This window comes from Arthrobacter sp. YAF17 (genome assembly GCF_052113365.1).
Classification (GTDB): domain Bacteria; phylum Actinomycetota; class Actinomycetes; order Actinomycetales; family Micrococcaceae; genus Arthrobacter.
On the sequence record NZ_JBFRDB010000009.1, the window covers coordinates 220,811 to 242,103 of the forward strand.

The window sequence follows — 21,293 nt, forward strand, 5'->3', positions numbered from 1 at the left end:
GGGTCGTGACCCTTGGACATAGTGGCACTATGTCCAGTCCTCGCTGCCGGGACTGGGCATGTCCCGCGGACCAGCAAGTGGAGGAACCCGGGATGAACCTGCAGGGCCGGCCCAGGCGAGACCCCGTGCATAGCTGGGGTCCGGCCTCGGGGATCCGTCCTAGGCTGCCGCCACCGCGGCGCGGCTGCGCACGAAGGCCTGCACGCAGGTCTCGACGTCGTCGGCGCTGTGCGCGGCGGAGAGCTGGACGCGGATCCGCGCCGCGCCCTTGGGGACCACCGGGTAGCTGAACGCGGTCACGAAGACGCCGTTGTGCAGCATGGCGTCCGCCACCTTGGCGGCCATCACGGCGTCGCCGAACATCACCGGGACGATCGCGTGCTCGCCCGGAAGCAGCTCGAAGCCCTCCTCGGACATGCGGTTCCGGAAGAGTTCTGCGTTAGCGAAGAGCTTGCTCCGCAGCTCGCCGGAGTTCTCCACGAGGTCCAGGGCCTTGAGCGTGGCCGCGACGATGGCCGGGGCCAGCGAGTTGGAGAACAGGTAAGGGCGCGCCTTCTGCCGGAGCATGGCCACGACTTCGCGGCGGCCGGAGACGTAGCCGCCGGATGCGCCGCCAAGGGCCTTCCCGAAGGTGCCGGTGTAGATGTCCACGCGGTCGGAGACGCCGGCGTGCTCCGGGGTTCCCGCGCCGGTGCCGCCCATGAAGCCGACGGCGTGGGAATCGTCCACCATGACCATGGCGTCGTACTTTTCCGCGAGGTCGCAGATCGCTTCCAGCGGGGCCAGGAAGCCGTCCATCGAGAACACGCCGTCGGTGACGATGATCTTGCGGCGGGCCGGGTTCTCCTGCGTGGTGGCTTCGATCAGCTTGGCTTCGAGGTCCGCCATGTCCTGGTTGGCGTAGCGGAAGCGCTGGGCCTTGCAGAGCCGGATGCCGTCAATGATCGAGGCGTGGTTCAGCGCGTCGGAGATGACGGCATCTTCCGGGCCGAAGAGCGATTCGAACACGCCGCCGTTGGCGTCGAAGCAGCTGGAGAACAGGATGGTGTCCTCGGTGCCGAGGAACTTGGAGACGCGTTCCTCGAGCGCCAGGTGCAGGTCCTGGGTGCCGCAGATGAAACGGACACTGGCCATGCCGAAGCCACGCTCGTCCATCGCGGCCTTGGCGGCGGCGATGATCTCCGGGTGGTCCGCGAGGCCCAGGTAGTTGTTGGCGCAGAAGTTCAACACGTCCGCGCTGGACTCGCCGATCTGGCCGGCTTTGATGTGGTTGGCCTGGGGCGAGTCAATGTGCCGCTCGGTCTTGAACAGGCCGGCGCTGCGGATCCCGTCCAGTTCGTTCTGCAACTGGTCCTTGATGGCTGAATACATGGGTTGTGCTCCTCAGCTGGTGGGTCGGTGGGCCGAAACGGTGGCGGTTAGAAGCAGGTCCAGTCGAGGACCACCTTGCCGCCGACACCGGCGCGGGCAATCTCGAAGCCCTTCTCCCAGTCGGTGGCGGGAAGGGTGTCCGTCACGACCGCGGAGATGTTGGCGTGCAGTACCGGGTTGGAGGACAGCATGGCGCTCATGGCGTACCAGGTCTCGAACATTTCGCGGCCGTAGATGCCCTTCATGGTCAGCATGTGCGTGACCACCTTGCCCCAGTCGATGTCGATGGACTGGCTGGGCAGTCCCAGCATCGCAATCCGGCCGCCGTGGTTCATGTTGTCGATCATCTCAGGCAGTGCCGTGGGGTGTCCCGACATTTCCATACCGATGTCAAAGCCCTCGCGCATGCCCAGTTCGCGCTGGGCGTCCTTGACGCGCATCTTCGAGACGTCGATGGCGAGGTCGACGCCGAGCTTCCGGGCCAGTTCCAGCCGCGGGGCGGAGACGTCGGTGATGGCGATCTTGCGGGCGCCGGCGTGGCGGGCGACGGCGATCGCCATCAGCCCGATGGGCCCGGCGCCGGTGATCAGCACGTCCTCGCCGACGAGCGGGAAGCTGAGCGCGGTGTGCACGGCGTTGCCGAAGGGGTCGAAGATGGCACCGAGTTCCGGGGTGACCGAGGCGTCGGTGTGGACCCAGACGTTGGTCTCGGGGATCACCACGAACTCGGCGAAGGCGCCGTCGCGCTGGACCCCGACGCTGACGGTGTTGATGCACATCTGCTTGCGCCCGGCGCGGCAGTTGCGGCAGATGCCGCAGACGATGTGGCCTTCGCCRGAGACGCGGTCCCCGATCTTGACGTCGAGGACGTCCTCGCCGACCTCGACCACCTCGCCGTAGAACTCGTGGCCGGCGATCAGCGGGGCGTTGATGATGCCCTGGGCCCAGGCGTCCCAGGACTGGATGTGCAGGTCGGTGCCGCAGATGCCGGTGGTCATGACGCGGATCTTGACGTCGCCGGCGCCGGTTTCAGGCTCCGGGCGGTCGACGAGTTCGAATCCTGCGTGGGCACCGGCCTTGTAGAGAGCCTTCATGGGCCTTCCTAACTTCTGGGACACTCTGCCGTGGAGGCAGATGGTGTGGGACAACTCACCCATTAGACCCGGACGGAAAGCGTTAGCACAACCGTATTTTTCTCAATCGACGATTTAGCTTTTCCTTGCGCATAGACTGGGCGGCATGGAAATCCACCAGCTTGAGATGCTCCGCGAACTGGGGGCCCTCGGCAGCGTCAAGGCCGTCGCCGAAACCCTTCTGGTCACGCCGTCGGCGGTGTCGCAACAGCTGGCCGCGCTGCAGAAGTCGGTGGAGGTCCCGCTGACCCGCAAGGAGGGCCGCAACCTCGTCCTGACGGAGGCCGGCCAGGTGCTCGCGGATGCCGGGGCCGCCGTCGTATCCGCCATGGCGGACGCCCGGACGGCGATCGGCGCGTACCACGGCTCCCCGGTGGCGCCGGTGACGCTGAGCGGCTTCCACAGCGCGGGGCAGGCCTTGTTCGCGCCGCTCGCGCGGCTCCTGGCCGGTCCCGGGCAGCCGCGGATCCTGCTCTCCGACGAGGACGTGGCGCAGCAGGACTTTCCGGCGCTGACGGCCCGGTATGACCTGGTGCTGGCGCACCGGATGGACCACAGCCCGCGCTGGCCGGAGGAACGCGTCGCGGTGATCCCGCTTGCGCACGAGCCGCTGGACGTCGCGCTGCCGGCGGGGCACCGGCTGGCGGGCCAGCGGGCGGTGACGGCTGACGACGTCGTCGGCGAACCCTGGGTGACCAGCCGCACCGGGTACTCCCCCGCGGACGTGCTCTCCGCCGTGGCGGCCGTCTCCAGCCGGGAACTGAACATCGTGCACCGGATCAACGACTACTCCACGGTGGCAGCGCTGGTGGCGACGGGGAGCGTGATCGGGCTGCTGCCGCGGTACACGGCGCGGCCGGTCCTGAACCCGGACATTGTGCTGAGGCCGCTCGAAGGCATCAGCACCCGGCGCCGGATCGACGTCCTGGCCCGTCCAGAGAACCTCAAACGCACCTCGGTCATGATGGTCTGCGACGCGCTGCAGACCATCATGACGGAACTGGTCACCTGATCCGTTAACCGAAACTGGCCCGCAGCAGGGGCCGTCTTGAGGGTTCAAAACGGCCCTGCTGCGGGCCAGTTTCGGCACGCCAGTTGGGCTGGGCGGGGCGTTAGCCGTCGACCTAGCCTTCGACGCCGAGGCGCTCCAGGATCAGTTCCTTGACGCGGCCGGCGTCGGCCTGGCCGCGGGTGGCCTTCATGACGCCGCCGACGATCGCGCCGACCGCCTGGAGCTTGCCGGCACGGATCTTGTCCGCGACGCCGGGCTGCGCGGCGAGGGCCGCGTCGATGGCTTCGAGCAGGGGGCCGTCGTCGGAGACCACGGCGAGGCCGCGCTTCTCGACGATTTCCGCCGGGGTACCTTCGCCGGCGAGGACACCGTCGAGGACCTCGGTGGCCATCTTGTTGTTGATCTTGCCGTCCTCGACCATCTTGTTCAGCTCCACGATGGTGGCCGGGGCGACGCCGAGCTGGCCGGGGTCGACGTCGGCGTTCTTGGCGCGTCCGACGATCTCGCCCATCCACCACTTGCGGGCCACCGTGGCGGTGGCGCCGGCGGCGATGGTTTCCTCGATCTCGTCCATGACGCCGGCGTTGACGACGTCGCGGAACTCCAGGTCGGAGTAACCCCAGTCAGCCTGCAGGCGCTTGCGGCGGGCGGCCGGCGGCTCAGGCAGCGTGGCGCGGAGTTCCTCGACCCACTCGCGGGACGCGGTGATCGGCACCAGGTCCGGCTCCGGGAAGTAGCGGTAGTCGTCGGCGTCGGACTTGGGCCGGCCCGACGTCGTGGAGCGGGTGTCCTCATGCCAGTGGCGGGTTTCCTGGATGACCGGCTCGCCGGATTCCAGCACGGCGGCGTGCCGCCGGATCTCGTAGTGGACGGCGTGCTCGACGGCGCGCAGCGAGTTGACGTTCTTCGTCTCGGAGCGGATGCCGAAGCGTTCGCGGCCGTGCGGGCGGAGCGAGACGTTGGCGTCGCAGCGCACGTTGCCGCGTTCCATCTTGGCGTCCGAGACGCCGAGGTTCTTGACGATCTCGCGGACGGCGGCCACGTAGGCCTTCGCGAGCTCGGGCGCGCGGCTGCCGGCGCCCTCGATCGGCTTGGTGACGATCTCGACGAGCGGCACACCGGAGCGGTTGTAGTCCACGAGAGAGTAGTCCGCACCCTGAATGCGACCGGCGGCGCCGCCCATGTGGGTCAGCTTGCCGGCGTCCTCCTCCATGTGGGCGCGTTCGATTTCGACGCGGAACACTGTGCCGTCGGAGAGCTCGATGTCGAGGTAACCGTCGTACGCGATGGGCTCGTCGTACTGCGAGGTCTGGAAGTTCTTCGGGGTGTCCGGGTAGAAGTAGTTCTTCCGGGCGAAGCGGCAGGTCTCGGCGATCTTGCAGTTGAGCGCCAGGCCGATCTTGATCGAGGACTCGATCGCGGTCTTGTTCACCACGGGCAGCACGCCGGGCATGCCGAGGTCCACCTCGTTGACGTTCGTGTTGGGCTCGTCGCCGAACACGTTCGGTGCGGAGGAAAACATCTTGGTCTTGGTGTTGAGCTCCACGTGGACCTCAAAGCCCAGGACGGGATCGTACTTCTCCATCGCCTCTTCGAAGCTGAGGGTTGCGTCAGTCATTAGTGGGAACCTCCGTGGCTCGAAGCGGCAGCGTCAGTAAGGGCGGAGCCCGTAAGAGATGGGCCCGTCAGTGAGGGGGCCTTGTCGAGCAGGGGGCCGCCCCACTGCGCCTCGAGCAGGGATTCGAGCACCGCACCGACCCGGTACAGCCGGGCGTCCTGGCGGGCCGGGGCCAGCAGCTGGACGCCGACCGGCAGCCCGTCCTCGTCGGCCAGGCCGCCGGGCAGGGACAGCCCCGGGACGCCGGCCATGTTGGCGGGGATGGTGGCGACGTCGTTGAGGTACATCGCCAGCGGGTCGTTAAGCTTCTCGCCGAGCTTGAACGCCGTCGTGGGCGCCGTCGGGGAGATCAGCACGTCGGCCTTGGCGAACGCGGCGTCGAAGTCGCGCTGGATCAGGGTGCGCACCTTCTGGGCCGAGCCGTAGTAGGCGTCGTAGTAGCCGGCGCTCAGCGCGTAGGTGCCCAGGATGATGCGGCGCTTGACCTCGTCGCCGAAGCCGGCGGCGCGGGTGGCGGCCATGACGCGTTCAATCGTCATCGGGCCGTCTTCGGGCAGGACCCGCAGGCCGAACCGGACGCCGTCGAACTTGGCCAGGTTGGAGGAGGCCTCGGACGGCATGATCAGGTAGTAGGCGCCCAGGGCGTACTTGAAGTTGGGGCAGGAAACCTCGACGATTTCGGCGCCGGCGTCCTTGAGCAGCTCGAGGGATTCGTTGAAGCGGTTCTCGACGCCGGCCTGGTAGCCCTCGCCGTGGAGTTCCTTGATGATGCCGATCTTCATGCCGTGCACGTTGCCGATCGACGCGGCTGCCACGAGATCCTCCAGCGGGTCCGGCAGCGACGTGGAGTCGTGGGGATCGTGCCCGCCGATGACCTGGTGCAGCAGGGCGGAGTCCAGCACGGTGCGGGAGACCGGGCCGATCTGGTCCAGCGAGGATGCCATGGCGATCGCACCGTAGCGGGAGACGCCGCCGTAGGTGGGCTTGACGCCGACGGTGCCGGTGACGGCGCCGGGCTGTCGGATCGAGCCGCCGGTGTCGGTGCCGAGGGCCAGCGGCGCTTCGAAGGCCGCGACGGCGGCAGCGGAACCGCCGCCGGAGCCGCCCGGGATGCGGTCCAGGTCCCAGGGGTTGTGGGTGGGGCCGAAGGCGGAGTGCTCGGTGGAGGAGCCCATCGCGAATTCGTCCAGGTTGGTCTTGCCCAGGATCGGCATCTTCGCGGCGCGGAGGCGCTTGACCACGGTGGCGTCGTAGGGGCTGTGCCAGCCTTCGAGGATCTTCGAGCCGGCCGTGGTGGGCTGGCCGACGGTGACGATCAGGTCCTTGACGGCAATCGGCACACCGGCGAGGGCATGCAGCTCCTCGGCAGCGGCGCCGCCGGCGGCGCGGATCGCGTCCACCTCGGCGGCGACGGCGAGCGCCTCTTCGGTGTTGACGTGCAGGAAGGCGTTGACCTTACCGTCGACGGCGGCGATGCGGTCCAGATGCGCCTGGGTGACCTCGACGGCGGTGACCTCGCGGGCGGCGAGCTTGCCGGCGAGCGCTGCGGCGGAGGAGCGGATCAGTTCGTTGTTTTCAGTCATGTTCTTAGCCCTCATCCAGGATTGCCGGGACCTTGAAGCGGCCTTCGTACGCATCGGGGGCGCCGGAGAGTGCCTGCTCGGCCGTGAAAGTGTGGCCCACAACGTCCTCGCGGAACACATTCGTCAGCGGAATCGGGTGGGACGTGGCCGGGACGTCATCACCGGCGGCTTCACTGACGGACTTCACTGAATCGACGATGACGGCGAGTTCGCCGGCCATCCGGTCCAGCTCTTCAGCACTCATCTCGATGTGCGCGAGACGCGCGAGATGCGCGACGTCGTCGCGGTTGATCGCAGCCATGGATCTCCCCTGCAAGTTCGGATTATTTTCCGTCCCAGTCTACGTGTCCAGAACGGTTGTCACCGTCCGGCGCCAGGCCGGACGATCCTTTGGCTGCTCGCTCGTTCCTCGCTTAGACGCAGCCGGCAGGATGTCCGTCCCGCCGCCGATGTGCCTCCCTCACCAAACGAGACTGTCGGGTCCGGAAAATCTCCGAACCCGACAGTCTCGTTGTTTGTACTTGTGGTGCTCGTTGGCTGGTCAGCCGATGCCGATGGCTCCGGTCAGGACGCCTACTCCCAGCATGACCAGGGAGATGACGGCGGTGCGCCAGAGGACCTTCTTATGGTGGTCGCCCAGGTCCACCTTGGCGAGGGACACCAGGAGCAGGATCGCCGGGACCAGCGGGCTCTGCAGGTGGAAGGGCTGGCCGGTGATCGAGGCGCGGGCCATGTCCACTGCGCTGATGCCGTAGTGGCCGGCGGTCTCGCTGAGCACCGGGAGGACACCGAAGTAGAAGGCGTCGTTGCTCATAAAGAACGTCATCGGGATGCTGAGGACGCCGGTGATGACTGCCATGAACGGACCCATGTCGGAGGGGATGATCGCGACGAGCCATTCGGACATGGCCTTGACCATGCCCGTGCCGTTCAGGACGCCGGTGAGGACGGCGGCCGCCATGACCATGCTGACGACGGCGACGATCGACGGTGCGTGGGCGATCAGCTGGGCGCCCTGGTCCTTGACGTTGGGGAAGTTGACCAGCAGGGCGATGGCGGCGCCGACCATAAAGACGAACGGAAGCGGAATGATGTTGGCGATGAGCGTCACCATGACTGCAACCGTCAGTCCGAGGTTGAACCAGAACAGCTTGGGACGCAGCGTGGCGCGGTTGGGGTCCAGTGCGGTGTCTGCCATGGCGGAATCGCGGTCATCGACGAGCACTTCGGTGCGTTCAAGGACAGCCACCGAGCCGCTGCCGGCAGGGGTTCCGCCGGAGGGACGGGTGCTCTTGCTGCGGCCACCGGTGCCGCCGTCGAACTCAGCGCCTTCGGCCCAGATTTCCGGGGCCACGGCGCGGAGCCGGTTGCGTTCCTGCAGGCCCAGAAGCCAGGAGAAGACGAACACTACGACAAGTCCCGCAATGAGGGACGGGATCATGGGGACAAAGACATCGTTGACGTCGAGCTTGAGCGCCGTTGCGGCACGGGCGGTGGGGCCGCCCCAGGGCAGGATGTTCATGGTGCCGTTGGCCAGGCCGGCGACGCAGGTGAGGACCACGGGGCTCATCTTGAGGCGCAGGTAGACCGGCAGCATGGCCGCGGTGGTGAGGATGAAGGTGGTGGAGCCGTCGCCGTCGAGCGAGACGGCGGCGGCGAGGATGGCCGTGCCGAGGACCACCTTGGCGGGGTCGTTGCCGAGTTTGCGCAGGATGAACCGGACCAGGGGGTCAAAGAGCCCGACGTCGATCATCAGGCCGAAGTAGATGATGGCGAACATCAGCAGGGCCGCCGTGGACGTCATCGACTTCATGGAGTCCATGACCATGGGGCCGATGCCGAGGCCTGCGCCGGCGAAGAGTCCGAAGACTGTGGGGACGATGATGAGCGCCAGCACTGGCGTCAGCTTCTTGGTCATGATCAGCACCATGAATACCGCGATCATGGCGAATCCTAGTAATACCAGCACGGCCGGCTCCTTCTTCATTGAATCGCACCACCCCGGTGTGATGCGTACAACAGACGTTAGAGTGGCGCGCGTCACGGCTGGGCCTTTGCCTCATTTGATTGGCATACTGCTTATTGGACGCATTTTGCGCATTCTGCTCACAACCGAAGGAGGACCGCCGTGGCACGGTTGACCGGCCAGCGCTTAGCCGGACGGGCTCCTCTGCGCTTCTCCACGCAGACCGTGCTGCTCCAGCTGGGGGTCGTGGCGCTGGTGGTGCTCCTGACGAGTGCTGTCCACGTCTGGCTCACTTACGACCGGCTGGGCCGCGAGGCGGAGAACCAGGCCCTGACGCTGGCCCGGACGGTGGCCTCGGACCCCAACGTACGGGCTGAAGTCCAGCAGATCAGCGCCCTGCCCGGCACTCCCCCGGCCGCCGAACTGCTGGGCGGGCCGCTGATGTCTGCCGCCGAGGGCGCCCGCACCCGCACCGGCGCCCTCTTTGTGGTTATCACCGACGAGACCGGCCTGCGCCTGGCCCACCCCGACGCCGAACGGCTGGGCGAGCGGGTCAGCACGGACCCGTCCGAGGCCCTGGCCGGCAAGGAAGTCACCACCCGGAACACCGGAACCCTCGGCCCGTCTGCCGGCGCCAAGGTCCCGGTGTTCGCCCCGGGCGCGGACACCGTGGTGGGCGAGGTCAGCGTGGGCTACTCCACCGAAACCATCGGCCAGAGCCTGGCCCGGGACGTCGTTCCGATCGTCGTGACCGCTGCCGGTGCCCTGCTGGTGGGCGTGTTCGCCTCCTTCCTGCTCCGGCGGCGGCTCCAGCGGCTGACGCTGGGGCTGGAGCCGGAGGAAATCAGCACCCTGGTCCACGACCAGGTGGCGGTCCTGCAGGGCGTCGACGACGGCGTGGTCGGCGTCGCCGCTGACGGCAGGATCAGCGTGTTCAACGCCGCCGCGCAACGGCTGCTGGACCAACCCGACCTCACCGGAACACCATGGGCTGACGCGCCGGTTCCGGCGCAACTGCTCGCCCTCACCCGGGCCGACGCCGCGGAAGGCGACGCGGTGGAACTCGTCGCCGGCGGCCGCGTGCTGGTGGCGAGCGCCCGCAAGGCCCTGCACGGCCGCGAGGACCTCGGTTGGGTGGTGATGCTGCGGGACCGGACCGAACTCCAGCAGCTGACCCGCCAACTCGATGCCGTGGGGACCATGTCCACCGCGCTCCGTGCCCAGCGGCACGAGTTCGCCAACCAGCTCCACACCATCGCCGGCTTCATGAGCATCGGCCAGCACCAGCAGGCCCGCGACTACCTGGCACGGCTCGCAGCCACCGGGCCGCTGAAGTTCCCGGTGGACCAGGCCGAGCTGCTCCAGGACCCGTACCTGCAGGCCTTCCTCGGCGCCAAGGGCGTGGAAGCGGACGAACGCGGCGTGACGCTGCGGCTGGGCCCGGAAACCCTGGTCCGCGGCCAGGTCACCGAACCGCAGGAAGTCACCACGGTCCTCGGCAACCTGATCGACAACGCCGTGAACGCCGCCGTCGCGGGTTCCGCGCCGGACCGCTGGGTCGAGGTGGAGGTGCTCGACGGGCCTGGCACCGGAGCCGACGGCGGCACGCTGCATATCGTCGTCGGGGATTCCGGCGACGGACTGCCGGCCGCTGACGCGGGCAGTGACGCCGACGTGGTGTTCGAGGAAGGCTTCACCACCTCGGAACGCCCGGTCCGGGCGGGAGCCGGCCACGGCCTGGGACTGGCGCTGGCACGCCAGCTGGCGCGCCGCCGCGGAGGGGACGTGCGGGTGCTGGACCCGGGCTCCCCCGGGGGCCCGGGCGCGGTGTTCATGGCGACCCTCCCGGGGACGACGGCGGCCTATGGGTCGGAGTCCAGAGAAACGAAGCCCACTGAAAGGGACAACGATGTCTGAGGACCTCCGTGTGTTGATTGTCGATGACGATTTCCACGTGGCCAAGCTGCACGCGGCCTATGTGGACTCGGTGGCGGGCTTCCTGGCGCTGCCCCCGGCAGGATCGGCCTCGCTGGCGCTCCAGGCCATCCACAGCCTGCGCCCGGACCTGGTGCTGCTGGATGTCTACCTGCCGGACGCGTCGGGCCTGGACCTGCTGCACCAGCTGGACGTGGACACGATGATCCTGAGCGCCGCCGCGGACACGGCCTCCCTCCGGCTCGCGTTCCGGCGCGGCGCGCTGGGCTACCTGCTGAAGCCGTTCACGGCCGAGTCGCTGTCCCAGCTGCTGCGCTCCTATGCGCGCTACCGGCGGATCCTGGCCCAGCCGGGGAACGTCACCCAGGAGACGGTGGAGCGGGCCAAGCGCGCGCTCATCCCCGGGGATGTCATCGCCTCGGCCAAGCCCCGGTCCGCCACCGAGGCCGCGGTGCTGGAATCGCTGGAACCGGGCGAGCAGTATTCCGCGGCCGAGGTGGCCACCCGCGTGGGTGTTTCCCGGGCCACCGCCCAGCGGTACCTCTCAGCGCTGGCCGACGACGGCGCCGTCGACATCCAGCTGCGCTACGGCACCACCGGGCGGCCCGAGCACCGCTACGGGCTGCCGGCGTCCGCCGGCGTCTGACCGCTAGTACAAGCAACGCAGGGTCACTTCCGGCCCATCCGGGGCCCCGGGACGGACCGTAAGTGACCCCGCGTTGGTGTTAGCTGGCGCTCTTCTGGGCGACGAGCTCGATCTCGACCAGCATCTTGGGATCCAGGAACGGGAGCACGTGGACCAGTGCCAGGGTGGGGCGGATCTCGCCGAAGACTTCGCCGTGGGCGCGTCCGGCTTCCTCCCACTGGCTGATGTCCGTCAGGTACAGCTTGGACTGCACGACGTCCGCGTAGCCGAAGCCGGCGTCGGCCAGGACGGTACCAAGCTTGTCCAGGATGAAGCGGGTCTGAGTGTAGAAGTCCGCACCCACGATGCCGTCCTCGCCGCTGGCGGCGGTGGCGGAGATGTAGAGCGTGTTGTCCACCTGGACCGCCCGGGAGTAGCCGACCTTCTGTTCCCAGACGGAACCGGTGCCGAATGTCTTGCGCATGGAAGTGCCTTTCGCAGTGTGGCGTGGGAGTCGGCACCACTTTAGGGCGGCAGGAGCTGCGGCCGGTAAACCGGCGGAAATGTGTCGGGCGGGCCGGGTTATTGCCGGGCTGCCCACCCGCCGCAGGCTCTCCACTTTGGGGGCCGCTGCGCTCCGGGGGCACATTGGCGCGGACACACCGTCAACTACGGCGCCGACGTCGAAAATCGTGCCCAAACTGCCCCCGGACGGTCGCTGCCCGGCACAGAATGACGGTCAGCCGCCGATGTCCCGGTTCTTGCGGAAGGCGTTGCCGCGGGCGTGCTCGTGGACGCGGGTGAGGGCCTCGATCTGGGACCGGGCGTCGTCGCCGAGGGCGGCGAAGGTGGCCGGGTCGAGTCCCAGTTCAGGGGCCAGCTCCTCCAGGGTCTGCCAGCCGCCGAGCTTTCCCAGGATCGCGGCGCGCATCAGTTCGGCCTCCAGCACCATGGTCATCGGGGACCGGCGGACGATGCGGCCGTTGAGCTTGAGCCGCCCGGCGTGCTCGGCCAGCCAGGCCGCGGCCTGACGGTGCGGGCGCTGCCGGACCCCCAGATCGTGGATGAGGCCGAGGAGTATGTCCCGTTCCCTGGTGATTTCCGCGCTGACCCTGGAGAGTTCGGCGGACACCGGGGTGTCGGCGAAAGCCTCGGCCATCCGCTGGATCCGGGAGACGCCGGCTGTGGCGCCGGTCAAGTGGTCGGAGAGGTACAAGCCGAGGAGTTTACCGTCGATTGAGGCCGGGATTTGCGGTGCCATGGATCCTCCAGAATGCCTTCGCCAAAAGCGCTTCGATTGACCAAAACCCTACACGGCCACGGGTACGTTCCGGCGGGTGCTGCCATAGCGCGGCTGGAGCCCGGTGTTACAGCTCCTGGCGGTACACGAGCAGTTTGATGTCCGTGTCCGGCACGACCCAGTCGCGGTCCGGGGCCCGCTGGAAGCCGGTCTTCCGGTAGAGCCCGTGGGCGCTTTCCCAGGTCATGCCCGTGGTCAATGCCACGGCGTTGATCCCGGGCAACGACCGGGCATGGTCCAGGATGGCGTGCACCATGGCCTTCCCGGCACCGCTGCGCTGGACGTCGGGGTCCACTACGAGCATCCGGAACTCCAGCTCATCGCCCTGCGCGATGTCCGCATAGGGTTCGCCGGCCACGGCCAGGGTCACGGAGCCGACGATCCGGCCCTCGCGTTCGGCCACCCAGATGGTGGCGTTGGCTGCCCGGCGGGCCACGTCCTGGATCTGCCGCATGTACGGGTGGTCGGCGCTGGCAAAGTAGCCCGCGGCCAGGTAGGCGTCCCGGGTGATGCGCGCGATGGCGTCGAAGTCAGCCGGAACGGCGGGGCGAATGAGGATCTGCGGATGCACCTGTCCATGGTACGGGCGGGCGCGGTGGCCCGGCCCCGGAACGGGCGTTTCCGTGACTGAACTATCAGAACGGCGTTCTTGACCCCTCGTTGCGAATCGTTGCCCCCAATGTGGCGCCCGATGGCGCCAAATGGCCCGAGGTTGCCCACCGTTTCCTGCCGTTGCTCCGGACGTCTGGAACGCTGGCGCGGCCCCGTCGGGCTGTGGTTGATTGTCTTCACCGAGCAATCCACCGCGACGCCAAGGAGGAAACATGACGCAGATCCTGCCGCTTGAGATCACAGCGTGGCCCGTCATCCGCTCCCGGCCGTCCCGTGCGACGTCCCTGTTCCTCATGCGGCACTCCAGCGCTATCTGTCGCTGACAAGCACCCTCCCGGGAGGTGCGCGCATTCCGCAGCCCTCCCCCGTCAGCCCTGACCCAGTCCTGCCCCCCGTACCGCCATGCCCCTGCCGCGCCATGCCCGGATCCGGGGCCGTGGCACCGACAAATGCGAAAGGCCCCTATGACTCCGCATGCCCAGCCTTCCCACAGCCCGCAGAACCGAAGAAGTCCCGCCGCCCGCACCGGCTGGGCCGCTGCGCTCGCCATCCCGCTGCTGCTCGCGGTCAGTGCCTGCAGCGGACAGGCCAACGCGGCGGGAGGGGCGGACAGCGCACCGTTGACGGCGCCTCTTGCCGACACGGTGCCCGCCGGAACCGAGCTCGTCGTCGGCGATCCCGCCACAAAAGTGGCCCTGGAGCTGTCCGGTGAGATCGACAAGTTCACCTTCCCGGTGAAGTTCGCCAACCTCTCCGGCGGTCCGCAGACCACCGAGGCTTTCCGCGCCAACGCCCTCGACGTCGGGGCAGTCGCCGACATCCCGCCGATCCACGCCACCTGGACCGGCCTGGACGTGAAGATCGTCGCCAGCAAGTACCGCGTCGATGCCGTGGACTTCCCGCTCTACGAGCTCGGCATCGCACCCGGGGCCGGCATCAGGGAACTCTCCGATCTCCGCGGCAAGAAGATCGCCTACAGTCCCGGCCAGGCCCAGGGCGCGCTGGTGCTCCGGATCCTCGCGAAGGCCGGCCTCAAGCAAAGCGACGTCAAGCTGGTCGAACTGCCCAGCACGGGCGACGTGTACCCGACGGCGCTGGCGGCCAAGCAGGTCGACGCGGCCCCGCTCGGCGGGGTGTCCATCAAGCGGTACCAGAATAAGTACGGCCCCGACGGCGGTACCACCCTGCGGCACGGGCTGCGCGATGACCCCTCCCATCTCTACGCGCCGGTGAAGGTACTCCAGGATCCGGCCAAGGCCGCTGCCCTGCGTGAATACGTCCAGCACTGGGGCGTGGCGCAGCGCTGGATCGAGGACCACCCGAGGGAATGGCTGGAGGGCTACTACATCAAGGACCAGGGCCTCGCCGCCGCCGACGGCCAGTACCTGATCGACAGCAACGGCAAGGCGGACCTCCCGCTGTCCTGGACGGAGGCGATTGCACGCCACCAGGAGACCATCGACCTGCTCTCCCGGGAGCAGAAGAAACCCGAGCTGGACGCCGGCAACCTCTACGACCTTCGCTTCGAGGCAATCGCCGGCACCGCCTTCGCCGGCGCCTCCGCAACGGCCGGAGCCAAGCCATGAGCGCGGCCACTCTCCCGTCCCGGCGGACGCCCGCTGCAGGAGCAGGCGAAGGGCCGCAGAGCACGTCCGGCGGGTCCGCCGGCACCCCGCCCGGAGCGCCGCCTCCGGACCTCCGGCCGCGTGCACGGCGGCTCGGCCCGGGTCCCCGCCGCCGCTTCGCCACCCTGCTGGGTCCGGTTCTCCTGCTGGCGGCGTGGTTCGCTGCCTCCGCCACCGGGCTGCTGGATCCCCGGGTTTTGTCCGAGCCGTGGACCGTCGTCGCCACGGCGGGCGAGCTGCTGGCCGAAGGAAAGCTGCAGGAGCACCTGGGGATTTCCGCCCAGCGGGCCGGGCTGGGCCTCGGATTCGGGATAGTGCTCGGTGTGGTGCTGGCGCTTGCGGCCGGGCTCAGCCGCGCCGGTGAAGCCATGATTGACGGACCCGTCCAGATCAAACGGGCCATCCCGTCGCTGGCGCTCCTGCCGCTGCTGATCCTGTGGTTCGGCATCGACGAAACCATGAAGGTCCTCACCATCACCCTGGGCGTCTTCGTCCCCATCTATCTCCAGACGCACGCCGGACTGCGCAGCATCGAAACCAAGTACGTGGAGCTTGCCCAGACCGTCCGGCTCAGCCGCCTGACCTTCATCCGGAAAGTGGTCCTGCCCGGCGCCCTCCCGGGATTCTTCCTCGGCCTGCGCTTCGCCGTCACGGGCGCCTGGGTTTCCCTGGTGGTAGTGGAACAAATCAATTCAACCAGCGGCATCGGCTACATGATGGAGCTCGCGCGCACCTACGGCCAGACGAACATCATCGTCCTCGGCCTCGCCGTCTATGGCATCCTCGGGCTGCTCTCCGACGGCGCAGTCCAACTCCTGCAGCGAAAGGCATTATCATGGCAACGCACACTGTCCGACTGAGTCCGGTCAGGGTCCGCGGACTCGTCCGGGGCTACGGGCCCAAGGGTGTCCTGAACGGCGTCGACCTGGACATCGCCCCCGGCGAGTTCGTCGCACTGCTGGGTCCCAGCGGCTGCGGGAAGAGCACACTGTTGCGGGCGCTGGCGGGACTGGACCACGCCGTCAGCGGCAGCGGCACCGTGGAAGTGCCGGAAAAAGTCTCTGTCGTCTTCCAGGACTCCCGGCTCCTGCCCTGGGACTCCGTGCTCGGCAATGTCACGCTGGGGCTCAGAGGTCACGACGCCGAACAGCGCGGCCGCCGCGCCCTTGCCGAGGTGGGACTCGCCGGCCGCGAAAAAGCCTGGCCACACGAGCTCTCGGGCGGCGAGCAACAGCGGGTCGCACTGGCACGGTCCCTCGTCAGGGACCCGGAACTGCTCCTTGCCGACGAGCCCTTCGGCGCCTTGGACGCCCTGACCAGGCTCAAGATGCACAGCCTGCTGGCCGAACTTGTCAGCGTCCACCAGCCCGCCGTCCTGCTGGTCACCCATGACGTGGAGGAAGCCATCGCACTGGCGGACCGCATCGTTGTCCTGGACCACGGGCAGGTCGCGGTGGAACGCCGCGTCGCCTCCGGATCCAACCGCTCACCGTATGACCCGGGATTCGCCCAGCTCCACTCGGAGCTATTGGAAGCCCTGGGCGTCACGCACCACAAGGCCGCCGCGGCCACCCTCGCCCAGCCGAACGCGACACAGTAAGGACACCCCCATGAGCAACTCCGAACGCACGCTCCACCTGAACGCCTTCCTGATGAGCACCGGGCACCATGAGGCCTCCTGGCGGCTGCCGGAAAGCAACCCGCACTCGAGCACGGACGTCCGCCACTACCAGAATCTGGCCCGGATCGCGGAGCGGGGCACCTTCGACTCCGTGTTCTTCGCCGATTCCCCGGTGATCTACGGAAATGTGGGACGCCGCCCGGTTGGCAAGCTGGAACCGACAGTGCTTTTGACGGCCCTCGCCGCGGCCACGGAGAAGATCGGCCTGATCGCCACGGCTTCCACCACCTACAACGACCCGTTCAACCTCGCCCGCCGTTTCGCCTCGGTGGACTTCGTCAGCGGCGGCCGGGCCGGCTGGAACGTCGTCACCACCGCAGGTCCGGATGCCGCCCGGAATTTCGGGATCGAAGACCAGCCCTCGCACGCCTCCCGCTACGAGCGCGCCGCGGAGTTCCTGGATGTCGCGGGCAAGCTCTGGGACAGCTGGGACGACGATGCCGTGCTGGCCGACAAGGCCGCCGGGGTCTGGGTCGATTCGGACCGGGTCCGGGCGATCGAGCACGAGGGCAAGCATTTCAAGGTCAAGGGCCCGCTCAACGTTCCCCGGTCCCCGCAGGGTTATCCGTTGATCGTCCAGGCCGGCTCCTCCGAGGACGGCAAAGACCTCGCGGCCCGCTACGCCGAGGCTGTCTTCACGGCCCAGCAGACCCTGGAGGATGCACAACGCTTCTATGCGGACCTGAAGGCGCGCACCGCGGCCGCGGGACGGGATCCGAAGGGGATCAAGATCCTGCCCGGCATTGTCCCGGTCATCGCATCCACGGAGGCGGAAGCCAAGCGCCTGGAACAGGATCTGGATGACCTCATCAAGCCGGAGTATGCGCAAATCGAACTCGCGCGGACCTTGCGCGTGAGGCCTGAAGATCTGCCGCTGGACCGGCAGCTTCCGGCCGATCTTCCAGACGAGGACACGATCGAAGGGGCCAAGAGCCGTTACACGCTGATCGTGGAACTCGCCCGGCGGGAGCAGTTGACGGTCCGGCAGCTGATCGGCCGGCTCGGCGGCGGCCGCGGGCACCGGACCTTCTCCGGAACGCCGGAGCAGGCGGCCGACGCGATCCAGTTGTGGTTCGAAAACGGCGCAGCCGACGGCTTCAACATTATGCCGGCCGTGCTTCCGTCCGGCCTGGAAACCTTCGTGGACCAGGTGGTGCCCGTACTCCGGCGCCGCGGGCTGTTCCGCACGGGCTATACCGGGAACACGCTGCGCGAGCACTACGGACTGGAGCGGCCCCTGAACCGCTACTCGGGCGCCCTCGCCGGGTCCGTCCGGGCCTGACAGGCCAGGGGCAGGGGCAGGGGCAGGGGCAGGATCGGGGTCAGGGGCAGGGTCAGAGCGGAAACTTTCCAGAGAGCTCCAGTGTTCCGGCGCAGGTCCAGGCCGCGAGGCGCTCGTCGTCGGAGGGGCCGCCGGCCAGCGGGCTCGTCAGCCGCGGACGGCGGACCCAGCAGCCGGCTTCCTCGGCGATCAGGGCGCCAGCGGCGAAGTCGTGTTCGTTGAGGCCCCGTTCACCGTAGGCGTCATGGGTTCCGTCCGCCACGAGGCAGAGGTCCAGGGCCGCGGAGCCGAGGCGGCGGACGTCGGCGAAACCGTCCATGAGGCTGCGCAGCCCCGCGGCCTGTTCCGCCCGGACGTCCGGGTCGTAGCTGAAGCCGGTGGCCAGGATCTGCCCGGTGCGCCCGGCGGCGGGTCCGAAGAGCTGCGTCCGCCGGCCGCCCTCCTCGAGCCACGCCCCTTGCCCGCGCAGGGCGTAGTACCTCCGGCCCAGGGCCGGGGCGTCGACGACGCCGGCCAGCCAGACGCCGTCGGGGTCCGCCACGGCCACGGAGGTGCCGTAATAGACGATGTTGCGGATGAAGTTGGTGGTGCCGTCCAGCGGGTCGATGGACCAGCGGTAGCCGCTGGGCGATGCCGGGAGCACGGTGCCGCCTTCCTCGCCCGTGATGGTGTCGTCCGGCCGTGCCCCGGTGATGACGTCCCGGACGGCGGTTTCCGCGGCGAGGTCGAAAGCGGTGACCCAGTCCCCGGAGTCACCCTTGTTGCTGACGTCCAGCTTGGCCGTGGTCCGGCCGGCCAGGACCGCCGCACCGGCCGCCGCGGCCGCCCGGGCGAGTTCCAGCAGCGCGGCCGGCAGGGAGCTTGCGGACCCGACCGGTGCGTCGGCGCTCATTCGGCCACAACTTCCTGATGGTCCTCTTCGGCATCCTCACGCGCGCCGTCGCCGGTGTCCGCGTCGGTGGCCGGCGACTCCCCCGAATCCGCGCCGCTGCCGGCGTCCGCCGGGCCGTTGGCCAGCAGCGCACGGAAGCCGTCCTCGTCCAGGACCGGCACGCCGAGCTGTTCGGCCTTGTCCAGCTTGGTGCCCGCGTTCTCGCCGGCCACCACGTAGCTGGTGTTCTTAGAGACCGAGCCTGCCGCCTTGCCGCCGCGGATCAGGATGGCTTCCTTGGCCTCGTCGCGGCTGAAGCCCTCCATGCTGCCGGTCACCACGATGGTCAGCCCTTCCAGGGTCCGCGGCATGGATTCGTCGCGTTCGTCCTCCATCCGGACGCCGTCGGCCGCCCAGGTGTCCACGATTTCGCGGTGCCAGTCCTCGGTGAACCATTCGGTCAGGGCCGCTGCGATCACCGGGCCGACGCCGTCGACGTGGGCGAGTTCCTCTTCGGAGGCTTTCCGGATCCCGTCCATGCTCCCGAACGCCGTCGCGAGCGCGCGGGAAGCCCGCGGGCCCACATGCCGGATGGAGAGCGCCACGAGCACGCGCCAGAGCGGTTGGGTCTTGGCTTTCTCCAGTTCGCGGAACAGCTTGTCGGTGGTGGCCGTGGGCTTGGACGGCGTCTTGGCGGTGCCCTTGCTGTAGAAGTACGGGACCAGCTCGAACTCGCCGGTGGCCACGCCCTTGGACCGCTTTTCGCGCCGGATCCGGACGTCAGCGAGGTCCTCGGGGGTCAGCCGGAACAGGTTCGCCTCCGTGGTCAGCGGCGCGGTTTCCGGTTCGGCCGGCTGGGTCAGGGCGATCGCTGCTTCCCAGCCCAGGGCCTCGATGTCGAACGCGCCGCGGCTGGCAACGTGGAAGACGCGTTCGCGCAGCTGGGCCGGGCAGGAGCGCGAATTGGGGCAGCGGATGTCCACGTCCCCCTCTTTCCCAGGGGCGAGCGGAGTCCCGCAGGACGGGCACTCCGTGGGCATGACAAAATCCCGCACCGGCGGGTCCTGCTGGTCCCGGAGCGCAAGCACCGGGCCCACGATCTCCGGGATGACGTCCCCGGCTTTCCGGAGCACCACGATGTCGCCGATTTTCACGCCTTTGGCTTTGACCACGTCCTGGTTGTGCAGGGTGGCCATGCCTACGGTGGAGCCGGCCACCTTGACCGGTTCCATGATGCCGAAGGGGGTGACCCGGCCGGTGCGGCCCACGTTGACTGCGATGTCCAGCAGCTTGGTGTGCACTTCCTCCGGCGGGTACTTGTAGGCCACAGCCCAGCGCGGCACCCTCGAGGTGTACCCGAGTGCGCGTTGGGTGGCGAAGTCGTCCACTTTGACCACTATGCCGTCGATTTCGTGGGTGAGGCTGTGCCGTTTGTCGCCGTAGTTCCGGATGAAGTCGAGCACTTCCTTGAGGCTGCCGAGAACCTCGAAGTACGGGCTGGTGGGGAGGCCCCACTCGGCGAGCTGGCGGTAGGTGTCCGACTGGCTGACGGTGCTGAGCCCCTCGCGGGCGCCGATGCCGTGGACGTACATCTTCAGCGGGCGCTTGGCGGTTTCCGCGGGGTCCTTCTGCCGGAGCGAGCCGGCGGCGGCGTTGCGGGGGTTGGCCAGGGGCGCCTTGCCGGCCTCGATCAGGGCCTCGTTGAATTCGGCAAAGGCCTTGGAGGGAATGAACACCTCGCCACGAACCTCCATCTCGGCCGGATAGTTCCCGCCGGTCAGCTGCTGCGGGATCTCCTTGATGGTCAGCACATTGTGGGTGATGTCCTCGCCGGTGTAGCCGTCGCCGCGGGTGGCGGCCCGGACCAGGACGCCGTCGCGGTACAGCAGGTTCACGGCCAGGCCGTCGATCTTGAGTTCGGTGAGCCAGGCGGGCGTGCCGTTGCCGAGTTTGGTGATGTTGGCTTCGGCCTTGGCGACCCACGCCTCCAGTTCCTCGAGGGAAAAGACGTCCTCGAGGCTGTACATGCGCTGCAGATGTTCGACGGCGGCAAAGGCGGCGGATACTTCGCCGCCCACCTCCTGCGTCGGGGAGTCGTTGGCCACGAGCTCGGGATGCATGGCCTCGATCGTCTCCAGGCGCCGGTAGAGTTCGTCGAACTCGGCGTCGGAGATGATCGGCGCGTCCTCCTGGTAGTACGCGAAGCGGTGCTTGCGGACGTCCTCGACGAGGACCTCGTATTCTTCGCGCACGGCCTCGGAGGGCGTTTGAGTGTCGGCTTCTGCTGCAGTGTTCCCTGTGCTCACAGACCTATCCTGCCTTACATCGCCGACATTGTCCGGTCCGGATTACCGGGCGCAGGGCTGCCCAAAAGGAGGGCTTAAGCCCGCAGGGCCCGGACGCTGCTGCGTCCGGGCCCCGCGGAAAAAGAACCTTGGCTTAGCGCGAAGCGCTTTCCTGCTCGGTGGCGTTGCGGCTGGCCTGCTTGCCGGCCTCCTGCAGCGCCTGGGAGACCTTCGCCAGGGCGGCTACGTGCTGGCCGTTCCATTCGCTGCGGAACTTGTCGGCGTCCGGGCCCTTCCAGTCGGTGCCCTCGAGCACCTTGGTCAGCAGCGACCTCTGCTTGTCGATCTCGGACGAACCGGCCTGCAGCTTGGTCCCAAGAGTCTTGAGCTGAGC

19 protein-coding genes are annotated in these 21,293 nt (G+C 68.3%); 7 read left to right on the top strand and 12 right to left on the bottom strand.

The window, feature by feature from the left end; genetic code table 11:
• Positions 1-159 precede the first annotated feature (159 nt).
• Entirely contained in the window at positions 160-1,371 is a 1,212-nt protein-coding gene (locus AB4Y67_RS09825) for a glycine C-acetyltransferase (RefSeq protein ID WP_441405583.1), read from the bottom strand.
• Between the two features lie 47 nt (positions 1,372-1,418).
• The gene (gene tdh / locus AB4Y67_RS09830) at positions 1,419-2,465 is read right to left on the bottom strand and encodes an L-threonine 3-dehydrogenase (protein ID WP_441405584.1); all 1,047 of its coding nucleotides are present in this window, start codon (positions 2,463-2,465) and stop codon (positions 1,419-1,421) included.
• A gap of 145 nt (positions 2,466-2,610) precedes the next feature.
• Here tdh and AB4Y67_RS09835 point away from each other — a divergent pair, with 145 nt between their 5' ends.
• A complete protein-coding gene (locus AB4Y67_RS09835; protein ID WP_441405585.1) occupies positions 2,611-3,516 on the top strand; it encodes a LysR family transcriptional regulator in 906 nt (301 codons plus the stop codon).
• A 112-nt stretch (positions 3,517-3,628) separates the two neighbouring features.
• Here the strand turns inward: AB4Y67_RS09835 and gatB are convergent, their stop codons facing one another.
• The 4 genes from gatB to AB4Y67_RS09855 form a co-directional block, all read right to left on the bottom strand.
• Positions 3,629-5,134, bottom strand: a complete 1,506-nt coding sequence (gatB, locus tag AB4Y67_RS09840; protein ID WP_441405586.1) for an Asp-tRNA(Asn)/Glu-tRNA(Gln) amidotransferase subunit GatB — start codon at positions 5,132-5,134, stop codon at positions 3,629-3,631.
• Positions 5,134-6,717: an Asp-tRNA(Asn)/Glu-tRNA(Gln) amidotransferase subunit GatA gene (gene gatA / locus AB4Y67_RS09845; RefSeq protein WP_441405587.1), complete on the bottom strand. Its 1,584-nt coding sequence runs from the start codon at positions 6,715-6,717 to the stop codon at positions 5,134-5,136. Before gatA ends, gatB begins: the two co-directional genes overlap by 1 nt.
• Before the next feature lie 4 nt (positions 6,718-6,721).
• The gene (gene gatC, locus AB4Y67_RS09850; protein ID WP_056432749.1) at positions 6,722-7,018 is read right to left on the bottom strand and encodes an Asp-tRNA(Asn)/Glu-tRNA(Gln) amidotransferase subunit GatC; all 297 of its coding nucleotides are present in this window, start codon (positions 7,016-7,018) and stop codon (positions 6,722-6,724) included.
• A 240-nt stretch (positions 7,019-7,258) separates the two neighbouring features.
• Positions 7,259-8,686 carry a CitMHS family transporter gene (locus AB4Y67_RS09855; protein ID WP_441405608.1) on the bottom strand — a complete coding sequence of 476 codons (1,428 nt, stop codon included), beginning with the start codon at positions 8,684-8,686 and terminating at the stop codon, positions 7,259-7,261.
• Between the two features lie 159 nt (positions 8,687-8,845).
• On the opposite strand from AB4Y67_RS09855, the gene AB4Y67_RS09860 reads away from it, so the two are divergent.
• Both AB4Y67_RS09860 and AB4Y67_RS09865 read left to right on the top strand, forming a co-directional pair.
• On the top strand, positions 8,846-10,600 hold the full coding sequence (locus AB4Y67_RS09860) for an ATP-binding protein (RefSeq protein ID WP_441405588.1): 1,755 nt from the start codon (positions 8,846-8,848) through the stop codon (positions 10,598-10,600).
• Complete coding sequence (locus AB4Y67_RS09865) at positions 10,593-11,264, top strand: response regulator (RefSeq protein ID WP_441405589.1); 672 nt, start codon at positions 10,593-10,595, stop codon at positions 11,262-11,264. Before AB4Y67_RS09860 ends, AB4Y67_RS09865 begins: the two co-directional genes overlap by 8 nt.
• Before the next feature lie 79 nt (positions 11,265-11,343).
• Here AB4Y67_RS09865 and AB4Y67_RS09870 read toward each other — a convergent pair whose 3' ends face one another.
• The 3 genes from AB4Y67_RS09870 to AB4Y67_RS09880 form a co-directional block, all read right to left on the bottom strand.
• Positions 11,344-11,727 (bottom strand): RidA family protein, encoded by a 384-nt coding sequence (locus AB4Y67_RS09870; protein WP_441405590.1) that lies wholly within the window; start codon positions 11,725-11,727, stop codon positions 11,344-11,346.
• 255 nt (positions 11,728-11,982) lie between these two features.
• The gene (locus AB4Y67_RS09875; RefSeq protein ID WP_441405591.1) at positions 11,983-12,504 is read right to left on the bottom strand and encodes a hypothetical protein; all 522 of its coding nucleotides are present in this window, start codon (positions 12,502-12,504) and stop codon (positions 11,983-11,985) included.
• Positions 12,505-12,610: 106 nt separating this feature from the next.
• Entirely contained in the window at positions 12,611-13,114 is a 504-nt protein-coding gene (locus AB4Y67_RS09880) for a GNAT family N-acetyltransferase (protein WP_441405592.1), read from the bottom strand.
• Positions 13,115-13,619: 505 nt separating this feature from the next.
• Between AB4Y67_RS09880 and AB4Y67_RS09885 the strand changes: the two genes are divergently transcribed.
• The 4 genes from AB4Y67_RS09885 to AB4Y67_RS09900 are packed head-to-tail and all read left to right on the top strand — an operon-like array spanning position 13,620 to position 17,743.
• Entirely contained in the window at positions 13,620-14,741 is a 1,122-nt protein-coding gene (locus AB4Y67_RS09885) for an ABC transporter substrate-binding protein (protein ID WP_441405593.1), read from the top strand.
• Positions 14,738-15,640 (top strand): ABC transporter permease, encoded by a 903-nt coding sequence (locus AB4Y67_RS09890; protein WP_441405594.1) that lies wholly within the window; start codon positions 14,738-14,740, stop codon positions 15,638-15,640. The genes AB4Y67_RS09885 and AB4Y67_RS09890 overlap by 4 nt, the downstream gene beginning before the upstream one ends.
• A complete protein-coding gene (locus AB4Y67_RS09895) occupies positions 15,616-16,380 on the top strand; it encodes an ABC transporter ATP-binding protein (protein ID WP_441405595.1) in 765 nt (254 codons plus the stop codon). The genes AB4Y67_RS09890 and AB4Y67_RS09895 overlap by 25 nt, the downstream gene beginning before the upstream one ends.
• A 10-nt stretch (positions 16,381-16,390) precedes the next feature.
• Complete coding sequence (locus AB4Y67_RS09900; protein WP_441405596.1) at positions 16,391-17,743, top strand: LLM class flavin-dependent oxidoreductase; 1,353 nt, start codon at positions 16,391-16,393, stop codon at positions 17,741-17,743.
• 52 nt (positions 17,744-17,795) lie between these two features.
• Here the strand turns inward: AB4Y67_RS09900 and AB4Y67_RS09905 are convergent, their stop codons facing one another.
• The 3 genes from AB4Y67_RS09905 to AB4Y67_RS09915 form a co-directional block, all read right to left on the bottom strand.
• Positions 17,796-18,635: an inositol monophosphatase family protein gene (locus AB4Y67_RS09905; RefSeq protein WP_441405597.1), complete on the bottom strand. Its 840-nt coding sequence runs from the start codon at positions 18,633-18,635 to the stop codon at positions 17,796-17,798.
• On the bottom strand, positions 18,632-20,920 hold the full coding sequence (ligA, locus tag AB4Y67_RS09910) for an NAD-dependent DNA ligase LigA (RefSeq protein ID WP_441405598.1): 2,289 nt from the start codon (positions 20,918-20,920) through the stop codon (positions 18,632-18,634). The genes AB4Y67_RS09905 and ligA overlap by 4 nt, the downstream gene beginning before the upstream one ends.
• 133 nt (positions 20,921-21,053) lie before the next feature.
• The coding region (locus tag AB4Y67_RS09915) for a hypothetical protein (RefSeq protein WP_441405599.1) at positions 21,054-21,293 on the bottom strand (240 nt) is incomplete at its 5' end.